Here is a 13,518-nt window from a genome sequence, read left to right as displayed (position 1 = left end):
CCCTTGCTGCTGCAGATCCTCGGCACGGCCGCCGGCGGCGGCGTGCCCCAGTGGAACTGCGCATGCCCGGGGTGTGCCGGTGCCCGCTCCCACCCGGAGCGACGGCGCCGGCACGCCTCGGCGGCGATCCGCGTCGGCGACCGATGGTTCGTCATCAACGCCACGCCGGACATCGCCGACCAGGTCGAGTTCTGCGGCACGCCGGTCCCCGGCTCGCGTGACACGCCCCTGGCCGGGGTGATCCTCACCGACGCGGAACTCGACCACACCCTCGGCCTCGCGCGGCTGCGCGAGGCCGCGTCCGTCGACGTCATCGCGACACCCGCGGTCACCGGCGCGCTGCGCGACCGGCTCCGCCTGGACGACGTCCTGACCCCGTACACCCGCCTGACCTGGCACGACCTGCCCGAGGACCGGCCGCTGCGGCTCGGCGGAGCCGTCACCGTGCAGGCCGTACGCGTGTCGGGCAAGCGGCCGCGCTACGCCGCCGACGCCGGCGCCTACGGCGCGTGGTCGGTGGCGCTGCTCCTCGCCGACGGCGACCGGACCGCGGTCTACGCGCCCTGCGTGGCCGACTGGTCGCCCGCCCTCGACGAGGTCCTCGCGCTCGCGGACTGCGTGATCATCGACGGCACGTTCTGGGACGACGACGAGCCCCGCCGCATGGGGATCTCGGAGCGGACCGCCACCCAGATGGGGCACCTGCCGATCACGTGGACCGCCGGCCCGCTGTCGCGGCTGCGGGCCCGGCGGCGCCTCTACACCCACCTGAACAACACCAACCCACTGGTCGACCCGACCGCCCCGGCCCACGCGTCACTGGCGGCCCTGGGCATCGAGGTCGCGCCCGACAGGACGGTGATCGAGCTGTGAGCGTCACCGACATGGACCCGGACCTGAGCCCCTGGACGGCGGCCGGGTTCGAGGAGCGGCTGCGGGACGTCGTCCTCCGCCGCTACCACCACCGCCATCCCTTCAACCTGCGGATGCACGAGGGCGCGCTGACGCCCGAGGAGCTGCAGCGCTGGATCCTCAACCGCTTCCACTACCAACGGCACATCCCGATCAAGGACGCCCTCATCCTGGCCAAACTGGAGACGTCCGAGCTGCGGCGGATGTGGATCCACCGCATCCACGACCACGACGGCACCGCCCCCGGCGAGGGCGGCATCGAGCGGTGGCTGCGGCTCGGTGAGGCGGCCGGCCTCGACCGGGACCGGCTGCTGTCGGGCGAGGACGTCCTGCCGGGCGTACGCCTCGCCGTGGACGGCTACGTCAACTTCTGCCGTCTGCGCTCCCCCTTGGAGGCCGTGGCGTCCTCGCTGACCGAGCTGTTCGCGCCGGACCTCATGCGCGTGCGCATCGAGGCGTTCGAGCGCCACTATCCCTGGGTCGACGCGGACGGGCTGCGGTACTTCCGCGGCCGGATTACCCAGGGGCGCAACGACAGTCAGGAGGCGATCGGTCTCGTACGGGACTGGGCGCGGAGCCGCGCCGACCAGGAGCGCGCGCTCGCCGCCCTGGCGTTCAAGTGCGACGTCCTGTGGAGCCTCCTCGACGCGGTGGAGCGCGGATGAGCGCCGAGTGGCGGCCGGCGCTGGCCGCCTCGATCGTGCTGCGCCGGGACCGGGTGCGGGACCGGGACCTGCTCGTGATGCCCGAGCGCGTCGTCGTCCTGAACGCGGAGGCGGGCCGGATCCTGCGGCTGTGCGACGGGAGCCGCACGGCGGACCAGATCGTCGGCGAGCTGGCGCAGGACTTCCCCGGCGCACCCGTCGCCGACGACGTCGGCGCGTTCCTCGACCGGGTCCGTGACGAGGGGTGGCTGCGGTGAGCGCCCAGGGGGTCGAGCCGCCGTGGGCGCTGCTGGCCGAGGTCACGCACGCCTGCCCGTTGCACTGCCCGTACTGCTCGAACCCGCTCGAGCTGGTGCGGCGCTCCGCCGAGCTGGACACCGCCGAGTGGGTTCGGCTGATGGCCGAGGCGGGCGACCTCGGCGTCGTACACGCCCACATCTCCGGCGGCGAGCCCCTCCTGCGGCCCGACCTGGCCGAGATCGTCGCGGCCGCCGAGCGCGCCGGGATCTACACCCAGCTCGTCACCAGCGGCGTCGGCCTCGACGCGGACCGGCTCGGCGCGCTCGTCGACGCCGGGCTGCACAGCGTCCAGCTCTCGGTCCAGGACGCGACCGCGGCGGCCTCCGACCGCATCGCGGGCCGGCGGTCCTTCGCGGACAAGGAACGTGCGGCCGAGGTCGTACGCGCCGCCGGCCTGCCCCTGGGCCTCAACGTCGTCCTGCACCGGCACAACCTCGCCGGCCTGGACGGGATCATCCGGCTGGGCGTTGAGTGGGGCGCCGAGCGGATCGAGCTGGCCAACACCCAGTTCTACGGCTGGGCGCTGCGCAACCGGGCCGCCCTCCTGCCGGGCCGGGAGGCGCTGGCCGCCGCCGAGGAGACCGTACGCCGCTGGCGGGAACACTCCCCGATCGAGTTGATCTGGGTGGTGCCGGACTACTACGAAGGCGTGGCCAAACCGTGCATGGGCGGCTGGGGCAACCGCTCGATCACGATCGCCCCGGACGGGCGCGTGCTGCCGTGCCCGGTCGCCTACGCCCTGCCGGCCCTGTCCCCGCCGAACGCCCGCGACCACTCCCTCGCCTGGATCTGGGCGCACTCCCCCGCCTTCAACGCCTACCGCGGCACGGAGTGGATGCGCGAGCCGTGCCGCACCTGCCCGCAGCGGGAGGTCGACTTCGGCGGCTGCCGCTGCCAGGCCTTCGCGCTGACCGGCGACCCGGCCCGTACGGACCCGGCCTGCCGGCTGTCCCCCGACCACCATCTGATCCGGGAGCTCACCGAGACCCCCGCCGACGCGGACTTCGTCTACCGCCGCCCCGGCGCCTGACCACCGGCCGGGGGATCCGTCAGGTCGTCAGGCCGAGGGCGAGCGCGGCGATCGCCAGCGCCAGGAAGCCGCACGCCAGGCCGAACTGGGACGAGTAGTCGCTCGCGCGGATGTGGGTGTACAGGGCGCACACGAAGAAGAGGATCAGTCCGATCGCCGCGGCGGCGCCGACCAGCGGAACGCCGGCGAGGCCGAGCAGCAGCCCCACGGCGCCCGCGAGCTTCAGGGTGCCGATCGGGAACGTCAGCCACGACTCCGGCACTCCGGCCCGGGCCATGGGCGGCAGGATCGGCTTGAAGTGGGCGATGGCCGCGATGCCCGAGAAGCCGTTCGCCGCGATGGCGAGTACGGCGACGACGACATAGGCGGTGAGCACGGGAGACTCCCTCGAGACGGTCGGCCCGGCGGTCAGCCGAGGCGGGACAGCTTGTCCGGGTTGGTGACGGTGTAGATGCCGCTGACCTGGGTGCCGTCGGCGGTCAGGTCGAGGACGACGACCGCGCGGACCGTGTCGCCCGACAGCAGCACCGCCGACGGATCGCCGTTGACGTACCGGTAGCGGACCGTGAGGTCCGGGATGGGGCGCCGGACCGCGTCGCCGACGATCAGGCGGGCGATCCTGTCCCGTCCCCGGACGGGCCGCGAGCCGGCCGCGCGCGCCTTGCCGCCGCCGTCGGCCCACAGGGTCACGTCCGGTGCCAGGACCTGGATGAGGGCCTGGACGTCGCCCTCGGTCACGGCGGCGATGAACCGTTCGGTCACCTGACGCCGTACGCGCGGGTCGGTCCGGTACCGGGGACGGCGGGCGTGCACGTGCTCACGGGCGCGGTGCGCCAGTTGCCGGATCGCCGAGGCGCTGCGGCCGAGGGCGACGGCGATCTCCGGGTGGGAATAACCGAAGACCTCGTGCAACACGAAGACCGCGCGCTCCAGCGGGGAGAGCGTCTCCAGGACCACGAGCAGCGCCATCGACACCGACTCGGCGCGCACGACGCCGTCGGCCGCGTCACCGTCGCCCGCGTCACCGTCGCCCGGGTTCGGCGCGGTGGCGAGCGGCTCGGGCAGCCACGGCCCGACGTACTCCTCCCGGCGGCGGCTGACGCTCGCCTGCCGGGCCAGCGCCCGGTTGACCGCGACCCGGACGAGGTAGGCCCGCGGGTTCACGACCGGTTCGCCGTCGGACGCGCGGCCGCGGGCGTCCCACGCCAGCCACGTCTCCTGCAGCACGTCCTCGGTGTCGGCGACGCTGCCGAGCATCGAGTAGACGATGGAGAACAGCAGCTCACGGTGGTCGACGAAGACTCGCGTCGACGACTCCGCGGCCGCCGCGGGATCTGGCGGGCTGTGGGACATGGGGTTCCTCCGGGGTGAGCGTTCGAGTCACCACCTGAGAGCGATGCCGGCGCGGAAGTGTGACATCGCTCTGGCGGATTCGCCTTCTCGAAATCCGCGGTCGCCGCACGGTAACGGTTGGCGGGGCCGCTTGTGACGACTCGGGCTTTGGGGAACACTGGTCAGCCGACAAAAGGTGACAACAGCACAAACTCGCTTGCACAGCGGTGCTTTCCGGGGTCGACCCGCGTGCGGGCTAGAAGTGGGACGGGGGCCGGTGAACCGGGACGAGGTGGACCGTGTCCTCGGCCGCCTGCGCGACGAACGGGACCGCATCACCTCCGGGCTGCTCGAACTCGAGGCACAGCAGGGGTACAAACTCCTCAAGGGCGCGCCGCTGACCGGACGTACCGCCGACAGCTGGGCGGAGATCGGCGACCGGATGGCGTCGATGTGGCGGCTGTTCGAGGCGTACGGCGGCGTGCTCGGCCGGGCCGAGGAGATCCGGGCCCGGCGGAAGCGGCCCGATGACGACGAGCTGACGGAGCTGGAGCGCCTGCTGCGCGGCCCGTCGATCGAGCTGGCCACCTCGATCCCGCTCGAGAAGCGGACGCTGCTCGGCCCGTCCACCGAGCGCCTGTCCCTCGACGACGTCGTCGCCCGGATGACCGCGCTGTACGAGAAGGCGGCGCGCGACATCGCCGAGGTGGACACCGCCTGGTCGGCGCTGCTCACCCGGCTCGACCGGGCGGCCGAGGCGGCGCGCGCCGTCGAGCGGATGCTGGAGTCCCTCGGCCCCGACCCGGAGTACGACCGGATGAAGGGCGAGCTGGACGGACTCCGCGAGACGGTGCGGACGGACCCGCTGTCGATCGGCCCGGCCGCCTTCGACGATGTCGACGCGGCCCTCGCTTCGCTGCGCTCCCGCCTGGAGGAGGCGGTCCGCGTCCGGGCCGACTACGGCCGGCGGCTGCGGCGCATCGAGGAGACGATCGGCCTGGTCCGCGCCGCCGAGGACGAGGCCGTGCTCGTACGCGACCGGGTCCTCGCGAAGATCGCCTCGCCGATGCTGCCGGACCTGCCGGGCTCGTCGGCGGCGCTGGCCGACCGGCTGGCCGCGATGGGCGCCGTACCGGGCCGGTGGACCGAACTGGCCGCGCGGGTCGCGCAGTTGGAGGAGGCCGCCGCGGGCGCCCTCGAACAGGCGCGGACGACCGTGGCGACGATCGCCGGGCTCCTGGAGCGGCGCGACGAACTCCGGGGCCGGCTCGACGCGTACCGCGCCAAGGCCGGGCGGCTCGGCGGCGCGGAGGACCCCGAGCTGACGGACCTCTACCAGCGTGCCTACGACCTGCTCTGGACCTCCCCCTGCGACCTGCGGCGATCCACCGCGGCGCTGGCGGAGTACCAGCGTGCGATCGGAGACAGAAAGTGAACTGCACTCAGCCCGGCTGCACCGGAACCGTGGAGGACGGGTACTGCGTCGTATGCGGTATGGCACCCACCGCCGCCGCGCCGGTGAACGACCGGTGTACCCAGCCCGGTTGCACCGGGACCGTCCAGGACGGCTACTGCGACGTCTGCGGCATGGCCGCCACCCCGGCCCCGGCGGCCGCCGTCCCGCCTCCGGCCGCCGCCGTCCCGCCGCCCGCGGCCGCGCCCGACGACCGCTGCGCGCGGCCGGGCTGCGGCGGCACGATCGTGGACGGGTACTGCGACCTCTGCGGGCTGGCGCCGGCCGCCGGATCCGGGGCGGCCCAGGCTCCGGCGGGCGGGTCCGCGGCGGCCCCGGGCTCGGCCCGGACGTCCCCGTCCGCGCGGTCGGCGCCGGTCAGCCGCGGGACGGGCGTCACCGGCATCACGGGCAGCACGTCGAGCCGCAGCGTCCGCACCGGCTCGTCGCGGTCCTCGTCGCGCCGGCGCGGGATGCTCGGCGCGGGCCTGGTCGAGGTGCCCCGCGTGCCGTACCGCGACCCCGCCTCGGCGGTGCTGGCCAACCCCGTCGTCGCGGAGAACAAGCGCTTCTGCAGCGTCTGCGGTGAGCCGGTGGGGCGCTCGCGCGGCGACCGGCCGGGCCGCGCGGAGGGGTTCTGCCCGAAGGACGGCACCCCCTTCTCGTTCTCGCCGAAGCTCAAGGCGGGCGACCTGGTCGGCGGGCAGTACGAGGTGCTGGGCTGTCTCGCGCACGGCGGCCTGGGCTGGATCTACCTGGCCCGCGACCGGAACGTCAGCGACCGGTGGGTCGTGCTCAAGGGCCTGCTCGACACCGGGGACGCCGACGCGCTGGCCGCGGCGGCGGCCGAGCGGGCGTTCCTCGCGGAGGTCGAGCACCCCAACATCGTCAAGATCTACAACTTCGTGCAGCACGACGGCTCCGGGTACATCGTCATGGAGTACGTCGGCGGCCGGCCGCTCAAGGACATCCTCAAGGATCGGCGCGAGCAGGAGGGCCCGGACGCCGCGCTGCCGCTCCCCCAGGTCATCGCGTACGGCATCGAGGTGCTGCGCGCCTTCGACTACCTGCACGGCCTCGGCGTCCTCTACTGCGATTTCAAGCCGGACAACGCCATCCAGTCCGAGGAGCAGCTCAAGCTGATCGACCTCGGCGGCGTCCGGCGCGTGGACGACGTGGACGGCGCGATCTACGGGACGGTCGGCTACCAGGCGCCCGAGATCGCCGACGTCGGCCCGTCGGTGGGCTCCGACCTGTACACGGTGGGCCGGACGCTGGCCGTGCTGAGCTTCCCGTTCAAGGGCTACACCACCAAGTGGGAGACGAACCTGCCGCCGCGCGAGGAGGTGCCCGTCCTCGCGCGCTACGAGTCCTACGACCGGCTGCTGCGCCGCGCCACCCACGCCGACCCGGACTTCCGGTTCCAGGACGCCTCCGACATGGCCGACCAGCTCACGGGCGTGCTGCGCGAGGTGCTGTCCGCCGAGGACGGCAAGCCGCGCCCGGCGGCCTCGACGCTGTTCGGGCCGGAGCGGTTCACGGCGGGGGACGTGTTCGACCCGCTCGTGCCGGCGGACGCCGCCGCGACGTTGCCGGCGCCGCTGGTGGACTCCGCCGACCCGGCCGCCGGTTTCCTCGCCGGTCTCACCGCGCTGGAGCCGGAGCGGCTCGCCGACGCCCTGACGAACGCGCCCACCCGTACGCCCGAGGTCGACCTGACGCTGGCCCGGGTGCGCGTCGAGCTAGGCGACACGGCGGGGGCGCACGCGGTGCTGGACGCCCTGCCGCAGGAGGACTGGCGCGTCGGCTGGTACCGCGCGGTCGCGGTACTGGCGGCCGGGCAGGTCCCGGAGGCGGCCGGCCTGTTCGACGAGCTGTACACGCTGATGCCGGGTGAGGCGGCGCCCAAGCTGGGCCTGGCGTACTGCCGCGAGCTGCTCGGCGACCACGCCGGGGCGGCGGGCCTGCACGAGGCCGTGTGGCGCACCGACCGGGCGTTCGTCACGGCGTGCTACGGGCTGGCCCGGGCGCGGCTCGCCCTGGGGAACCGCGCCGGGGCGTCGCAGGCGCTGGACTCGGTGCCCAAGATCTCCAGTCACCACGTCGCTGCGCAGATCTCCGCGGTGCACACGGCCGTGCGCGACCGGGACCCGGCCGAGATCACCGAGCCGGACCTGGTCGGCGCCGCCGCCCGGCTGGCCGCCCTCGACCTCGACCCCGGCCGCCACGGGCTGCTCGCCCTCGGCGTGCTGGAGGCCGCGCTCGAACGGGTGCGCCGCGCCGGCGACGGCACCGGCTCGGTGCTCGGCACGCCGCTGACCGAGTCCGGGCTGCGCCGCAAGCTGGAGGAGACCTACCGGTCGCTCGCCCGGCTGGCCACGACCCGCGCCGAACGGCACCGGCTGGTCGACCAGGCCAACGCCGTACGCCCGATGACGGTGATCTGAGCGTGGGCGCCCAGGAGAGCTGCCCGTGGTGCGGCAGCGAGGTCTTCGCCGGTGAGGCGTTCTGCGAGGCGTGCGGCCGGTCCCTGACCGCCGCGCCCGCCGCCGGGGACGGCGGGTCCCCGGCGGGCGGGCCGGCGCCGGCCGGGGCCTGCGCGGAGTGCGGTTCGACGGCGTTCAGCGAGGACGGGTACTGCGAGCGGTGCGGCCTGCTGCGGCCCGGCGACCGGGACCACGTCGAGGTCGAGGCGGGCGGCGCCGCCGGGGTGACGGACCGGGGCCTGCGGCACAGCCGCAACGAGGACGCGATGGGCCTGGCCGTGGCCGGCGCGGGCGTCGCGGCGATCGTCTGCGACGGCGTGTCGAGTTCTCCCCTGCCCCAGGTGGCCTCCCAGACCGGCGCCGACGCGGGCCTGGCGGTGCTCACCGAGCGCCTCACGGCGGGCGACGACCCCGAGAAGGCCACCCGGGCGGCGCTGACGCGGGCGGTGGAGGCGGTCACGGCGCTCGCCGAGTCGCCGCACGACGCGCCGGCCTGCACGTACGTCTCGGCGTACGCCGGGCCGGCCGGGGTCACCGTCGGCTGGGTCGGGGACAGCCGCGCGTACTGGCTCGGCGGGGAGGCGTCACGGCAGCTCACCGCCGACGACTCCTGGGCCGCCGAGATGGTCGCGCACGGCGCGCTGACCGAGGCCGAGGCGCAGGCCCACCCGAACGCCCACGCCATCGTCGCCTGGCTCGGCGCCGACGCGGGCGAGGTCGAGCAGCACGTGACGTCCTTCGTCCCGGAGGGACCCGGCACGCTGCTGCTGTGCAGCGACGGGCTGTGGAACTACTACCCGGAGGCGGCGGGCCTGGCCGCCGTCCTGCCGGACGCCGACCCGCTGACCGCGGCCCGGCATCTCGTACGCCTCGCGCTGGACGCCGGAGGGCGCGACAACATCACCGTCGTGGTGATCCCTTTCACACAGGAGAGCACGCGCAATGAGTGAACAGCCGGACTTCAGCATCCGGATCGACCAGAACAAGTACCTGCCGCAGGGCGGCCAGGAGGTCCACGCGGTCATCACGGTGGAGTCGACCGGGGCGCCGGTCGCCGCCGGCACGGGCGCCGGGACGTCCGCCGCCGAGGTCATCATCATCGACACCTCCGGGTCGATGGACTATCCGCGGAACAAGATGATCTCGGCGATCAAGGCGGCGCAGGCCGCGGTGGACACCCTGCGCGACGGGGTGAACTTCGCCATCGTCTCCGGGTCGAGCCGCGCCACGATGGTCTACCCGCGAGCCGAGGAGCTGATCCCGGCGAACGCGCAGACCCGCGCGGAGGCCAAGGACGCGCTGAGCCGGCTCAAGGCGACGGGCGGCACCGCAATGGGCGCCTGGCTGACCCTCGCCGGACGGCTGTTCGCCGGGCACCCGGACGGCATCCGGCACGCGATCCTGCTCACCGACGGCAAGAACCAGCACGAGTCGCCGGAACAGCTCGACGCGGCGGTGGCCCAGGCCGTCGGCCGGTTCGTCTGCGACTGCCGCGGCGTGGGCACCGACTGGGAGGTCGCCGAGCTGCGGAAGGTCGCCTCCGCGCTGCTCGGCAGCCTGGACATGGTGGCGAGCCCGGAGGCCCTGGAGGCCGACTTCCGGGCGATGACCGAGGCCGCGATGGGCAAGGCCGTCGCGGACGTCGCGCTGCGGGTGTGGACGCCGCAGTACGCCAAGCTGCGGTTCGTCAAGCAGGTCCTGCCGAGCGTGGAGGACCTCACCGGACGGCGGGCCGACGTCGACGAGCGGTCCGGGGACTACCCGCTCGGCGCGTGGGGCAGCGAGAGCCGCGACTACCACGTCTGCGTCGAGGTCCCGGCCGGCGAGGTCGGCCGGGAGATGCGGGCGGCGTGGATCAAGCTGATGCTCGGCGACCAGGTGGTGGCCAGCGGCAACGTGCTGGCCGAGTGGACCGACGACGAGGCCCAGTCCACCCGGATCAACCCGAAGGTCGCGCACTACACCGGCCAGGCCGAGCTCGCCGAGAACATCCAGGCCGGCCTGCAGGCCCGCAAGGACGGCGACCTCGACACCGCGACGGCACGGCTGGGCCGGGCCGTCGCGCTGGCCCACCAGTCGGGCAACGAGGCGATCGCCTCGCTCCTGGGCAAGGTCGTGGATGTCGACGACCCGGCGACCGGTCGCGTACGGATCAGGAAGGACGTCGACAAGGCCGACGAGATGTCCCTCGACACCCGCTCCACCAAGACCGTGCGCACGCGCCGGAGCGAGGGCTGAGCATGGCGACCTGTCCGGCCGGGCACACCTCGACGGCCACCGACTACTGCGACGTGTGCGGCGCCCGCATCGGCGACGCGGCGGCGGTCCCGGCTTCCGCGTCGGCCGCCCCGGTGACCCCCGCCTTCGGCACGCCGGCCCCGGGGGCCCCGGCGGCCGGTGAGCCCTGCCCCGACTGCGGCGCGCCGCGTACCGGGCGCTTCTGCGAGGCCTGCGGGTACGACTACGCGGTCGGCGGCGGCCGGCCCACCCCGCCTCCCCCTGCGGCGCCGCCCGTGCCGCCCCCGGCGGCCGGGGACCCGGGCGAGGAGGATCCCGTCACGCGTGACTGGGCGCCCCCGAAGGCGCCCCAGCCCGATCCGCCGGCCACCGACTGGGCGGCCGTCGTCATCGCGGACCGGGAGTACTACGACCGTGTGGTGACCGAGGACGAGGGCTTCACGTTCCCGCCGTACTGCCCGTCCCGGCGCATCCCCCTCTCCGGCGAGCAGGTGCTGATCGGGCGGCGGAGCGCGTCGCGGGGGCTCACGCCGGAGATCGACCTCAGCGAGCCCCCCGCCGACCCGGGCGTCTCGCACACCCACGCGGTCCTGCTCGCCAAGCCCGACGGCACCTGGACGCTGGTCGACCCCGGCTCCACCAACGGCACGACCATCAACGAGAGCGACACGCCCATCCCCGTCAACGTGGAGGTTCCGCTGCGCGACGGCGACCGCGTGCACGTGGGCGTCTGGACCACCATCACGCTGCGGAGGCTGCGGTGACGATCACGACGACTCCTCCGTCCTCCCCGGTCCGGCGGGGACGGGTGACCGGGCGCCTGCGGATCCGGACGATGCCGGGCCGCATCCGCGCGCTGGCCGCCCTCGCGGCCCTGGCGGTGCTCGTCGTGCTCCTCGTCACCACGCTGACCGTGCGGGACGCCCGGGACGGGCTGCGGGTGATCGGCCACGACGCCGGCCCGCAGGTGGTCGCCACCGGCGACCTGTACTTCGCGCTCAGCGACATGGACGCCCAGCTCGCCGACGCGCTGCTGATCGGCGGCGACCCCGGGCTGGCCGGCCGGCGCGCCGCGGCGCTGCGGTTGTACGAGCAGCGCCGGTCCGAGGCGAACGGCGCGCTGCTGCAGGGCTCGCGGCTGGCGGGCAGCGACCCGACCGAGCAGCGCAACGCGCAGGCGATGCTGGACGCGCTGGGCCGGTACGAGCGCCTGGCGGGCCAGGCGCTGCTCACCGACGAGAACTCGAGGCACGCCGCCGGGCCGCCGCCGTCCGCCGTCACCGCGCTGTACCGGCAGGCGACCGACCTGATGAAGCTGGACGTGCTGCCGAAGGCGTACAACCTGACGCTCGACAACGGCACGAAGGTGCGCCGCACGTACGAGGCGAAGCGGTCGGCGGTGCTACGGGGCCGGATCTGGGTCGTGCTCACCGGCCTGCTCCTCATCGTCGTCCTCGCCGGCGTCCAGGTCTACTTCGCCACGCGCTTCCGCCGCCTGGTCAACCCGTTCCTCGCCCTGGCGACGGTGGGCACCCTCGTGCTCGTCGTGGTGAGCGTGGCGCTCCTGTCCAGCGAGGCCGGGCGCCTGCGGACCGCCAAGGAGGACGGCTTCGACTCGGTGCTGGCGCTGTCGCGGGCCCGGGCGATCAGCAACAGCGCCCACGCGGACGAGAGCCGCTATCTGCTCGATCCGGGACGTGCCGACACGTACGAGCAGGTCTACCTCGACAAGTCCGAGGCGATCCTCTACGTCCCCGCGGGGAACCTCGACACCTACTACTCCCTGCTCGACGAGAAGATCGGCGGCAGTGACTTCCTCGGCTTCTACGGCACCGAGGCGCACCACATCACGCTGCCCGGGCAGCAGGCGGCGCTGCGGAAGGTGCTGTCCGGTTATCAGAAGGTCCAGAACGACGACCGGACGATCCGGCTGGTCGCGACCGGCGACCGCCGCCGGGCGCTCACCGTCAAGCTCGCCGGCGGGACCGACGACTTCGACGCCTACGACAAGGCGCTGGTCGCCCTGAAGGACCTGCACGGTCGCGCGTTCGACCGGGCGATCGCCTCCGGTGACCACGGGCTCCGCGGGTGGAACGCCATCCTGCCCGGCGCGGCCGTCGTCCTCATCATCCTCATCCTCGCCGGGGTCCGGCCGCGGCTGTCCGAGTACCGGTAAGGGAGCACGCAGATGCGACTACGTCGAATCGGCCTCGCGGTGGCGCTGTTGCTGGCGGCGGCCGGGTGCGGGGTGGCCGGCGGAGAGACCTCGTCGGTCAGCGGCAAGGACCACCTGGTCGTCGGCGTCTCCAAGGACCAGCCCGGTCTGGGCTTCCGCGACTCGAGCGGCACCTACAAGGGCTTCGACATCGACGTCGCCCGCGACGTCGCGCGGCGGCTCGGCGCCAAGCACCTGACGTTCAAGCCGCTGACCAGCGGCCAGCGGGAGGCGGCGCTGCGGGGCGGCGACGTCGACATGGTCGTGTCGAGCTACTCCATCACGCAGGAGCGCAAGACCCAGGTCGTCTTCGCCGGCCCGTACTACGTCGCGCACCAGGACACCCTGGTGCGCGCGGGCGAGACGACCGTACGGAACGTACGCGACCTGCGCGGGAAGCGGCTGTGCCAGGTCACCGGCTCGGTCTCCTGGCGGCGCGTCACCGAGGAGCGCAAGATCGCCGCCCGGCTCGTGCCGGCCTCCTCGTACGGGGAGTGCCTGGACGACCTGGTCTCCGGGACGGTCGACGCCATCTCCACCGACGACCTGATCCTCGCGGGCTTCGCCGCGCAGCGCGGGAACCAGGTCCGGTTCGTCAACGCCCCGTTCTCGGACGAGCGGTACGGCGTCGGGCTGCGCCCCGGCGACATCCGGGGCTGCGAGGACATCAACAAGGCGATCACCGAAATGTACCAGGACGGCACGGCCGCGACCCTGCTCAAGCGGTGGTTCGGATCGACGGGACTGAACGTCACGACGACGGTCCCGCAGTTCGAGGGCTGCGGCTGAGCCGGTAGCACACGCCCGGCCCGCGCCCCTGTCGGCGCGGGCCGGGGGCGCGGGCGGGCGCGGCGCGCCGGGGGGCGCGCCGGGCGCGGGGAGTGGGG

13 protein-coding genes are annotated in these 13,518 nt (G+C 74.1%); 11 read left to right on the top strand and 2 right to left on the bottom strand.

What is annotated here, in order from left to right; translation table 11 throughout:
- Positions 1-3: 3 nt before the first annotated feature.
- Genes AB0L00_RS25440 through pqqE form a run of 4 tightly spaced genes read left to right on the top strand, consistent with a single transcriptional unit; the run spans position 4 to position 2,907 of the window.
- Entirely contained in the window at positions 4-873 is an 870-nt protein-coding gene (locus AB0L00_RS25440; protein WP_364438804.1) for an MBL fold metallo-hydrolase, read from the top strand.
- Positions 870-1,577 carry a pyrroloquinoline-quinone synthase PqqC gene (gene pqqC / locus AB0L00_RS25435; RefSeq protein ID WP_364438801.1) on the top strand — a complete coding sequence of 236 codons (708 nt, stop codon included), beginning with the start codon at positions 870-872 and terminating at the stop codon, positions 1,575-1,577. Before AB0L00_RS25440 ends, pqqC begins: the two co-directional genes overlap by 4 nt.
- Positions 1,574-1,834, top strand: coding sequence for a pyrroloquinoline quinone biosynthesis peptide chaperone PqqD (pqqD, locus tag AB0L00_RS25430; protein WP_364438798.1), 261 nt, complete (start codon positions 1,574-1,576; stop codon positions 1,832-1,834). Before pqqC ends, pqqD begins: the two co-directional genes overlap by 4 nt.
- On the top strand, positions 1,831-2,907 hold the full coding sequence (gene pqqE, locus AB0L00_RS25425; protein ID WP_364438796.1) for a pyrroloquinoline quinone biosynthesis protein PqqE: 1,077 nt from the start codon (positions 1,831-1,833) through the stop codon (positions 2,905-2,907). Before pqqD ends, pqqE begins: the two co-directional genes overlap by 4 nt.
- Positions 2,908-2,926: 19 nt before the next feature.
- Here the strand turns inward: pqqE and AB0L00_RS25420 are convergent, their stop codons facing one another.
- Together AB0L00_RS25420 and sigJ are read right to left on the bottom strand one after the other, a co-directional pair.
- Entirely contained in the window at positions 2,927-3,283 is a 357-nt protein-coding gene (locus AB0L00_RS25420) for a DoxX family protein (RefSeq protein ID WP_364438793.1), read from the bottom strand.
- 32 nt (positions 3,284-3,315) lie between these two features.
- Positions 3,316-4,260 (bottom strand): RNA polymerase sigma factor SigJ, encoded by a 945-nt coding sequence (sigJ, locus tag AB0L00_RS25415; RefSeq protein WP_364438791.1) that lies wholly within the window; start codon positions 4,258-4,260, stop codon positions 3,316-3,318.
- Positions 4,261-4,516: 256 nt separating this feature from the next.
- Here sigJ and AB0L00_RS25410 point away from each other — a divergent pair, with 256 nt between their 5' ends.
- The 7 genes from AB0L00_RS25410 to AB0L00_RS25380 are packed head-to-tail and all read left to right on the top strand — an operon-like array spanning position 4,517 to position 13,420.
- Positions 4,517-5,674, top strand: a complete 1,158-nt coding sequence (locus AB0L00_RS25410; protein WP_364438789.1) for a hypothetical protein — start codon at positions 4,517-4,519, stop codon at positions 5,672-5,674.
- A 59-nt stretch (positions 5,675-5,733) separates the two neighbouring features.
- On the top strand, positions 5,734-8,139 hold the full coding sequence (locus AB0L00_RS25405) for a tetratricopeptide repeat protein (RefSeq protein ID WP_364438995.1): 2,406 nt from the start codon (positions 5,734-5,736) through the stop codon (positions 8,137-8,139).
- Positions 8,140-8,141: 2 nt separating this feature from the next.
- Complete coding sequence (locus AB0L00_RS25400; protein WP_364438786.1) at positions 8,142-9,128, top strand: PP2C family serine/threonine-protein phosphatase; 987 nt, start codon at positions 8,142-8,144, stop codon at positions 9,126-9,128.
- Positions 9,121-10,416 (top strand): VWA domain-containing protein, encoded by a 1,296-nt coding sequence (locus tag AB0L00_RS25395; RefSeq protein ID WP_364438783.1) that lies wholly within the window; start codon positions 9,121-9,123, stop codon positions 10,414-10,416. The genes AB0L00_RS25400 and AB0L00_RS25395 overlap by 8 nt, the downstream gene beginning before the upstream one ends.
- 2 nt (positions 10,417-10,418) lie before the next feature.
- Positions 10,419-11,180 carry an FHA domain-containing protein gene (locus tag AB0L00_RS25390; protein ID WP_364438780.1) on the top strand — a complete coding sequence of 254 codons (762 nt, stop codon included), beginning with the start codon at positions 10,419-10,421 and terminating at the stop codon, positions 11,178-11,180.
- On the top strand, positions 11,177-12,592 hold the full coding sequence (locus AB0L00_RS25385) for a hypothetical protein (protein WP_364438777.1): 1,416 nt from the start codon (positions 11,177-11,179) through the stop codon (positions 12,590-12,592). Before AB0L00_RS25390 ends, AB0L00_RS25385 begins: the two co-directional genes overlap by 4 nt.
- Positions 12,593-12,604: 12 nt before the next feature.
- Complete coding sequence (locus tag AB0L00_RS25380) at positions 12,605-13,420, top strand: glutamate ABC transporter substrate-binding protein (protein ID WP_364438774.1); 816 nt, start codon at positions 12,605-12,607, stop codon at positions 13,418-13,420.
- Positions 13,421-13,518 lie beyond the last annotated feature (98 nt).

This window comes from Actinoallomurus sp. NPDC052308 (assembly GCF_040679195.1).
GTDB classification, from domain to species: Bacteria; Actinomycetota; Actinomycetes; order Streptosporangiales; family Streptosporangiaceae; genus Actinoallomurus; species Actinoallomurus liliacearum.
This window is presented reverse-complemented; position numbering and strand designations above follow the sequence as displayed.

What these genes read in the sequence shown, in the direction of transcription:
- AB0L00_RS25380 (WP_364438774.1), top strand. Translation starts at nt 12,605, where the DNA reads ATGCGACTACGTCGAATCGGCCTCGCGGTGGCGCTGTTGCTGGCGGCG.
- pqqD (WP_364438798.1), top strand. Translation starts at nt 1,574, where the DNA reads ATGAGCGCCGAGTGGCGGCCGGCGCTGGCCGCCTCGATCGTGCTGCGC.
- AB0L00_RS25390 (WP_364438780.1), top strand. Translation starts at nt 10,419, where the DNA reads ATGGCGACCTGTCCGGCCGGGCACACCTCGACGGCCACCGACTACTGC.
- AB0L00_RS25405 (WP_364438995.1), top strand. Translation starts at nt 5,734, where the DNA reads ATGGCACCCACCGCCGCCGCGCCGGTGAACGACCGGTGTACCCAGCCC.
- sigJ (WP_364438791.1), bottom strand. Translation starts at nt 4,260, where the DNA reads ATGTCCCACAGCCCGCCAGATCCCGCGGCGGCCGCGGAGTCGTCGACG.
- AB0L00_RS25395 (WP_364438783.1), top strand. Translation starts at nt 9,121, where the DNA reads ATGAGTGAACAGCCGGACTTCAGCATCCGGATCGACCAGAACAAGTAC.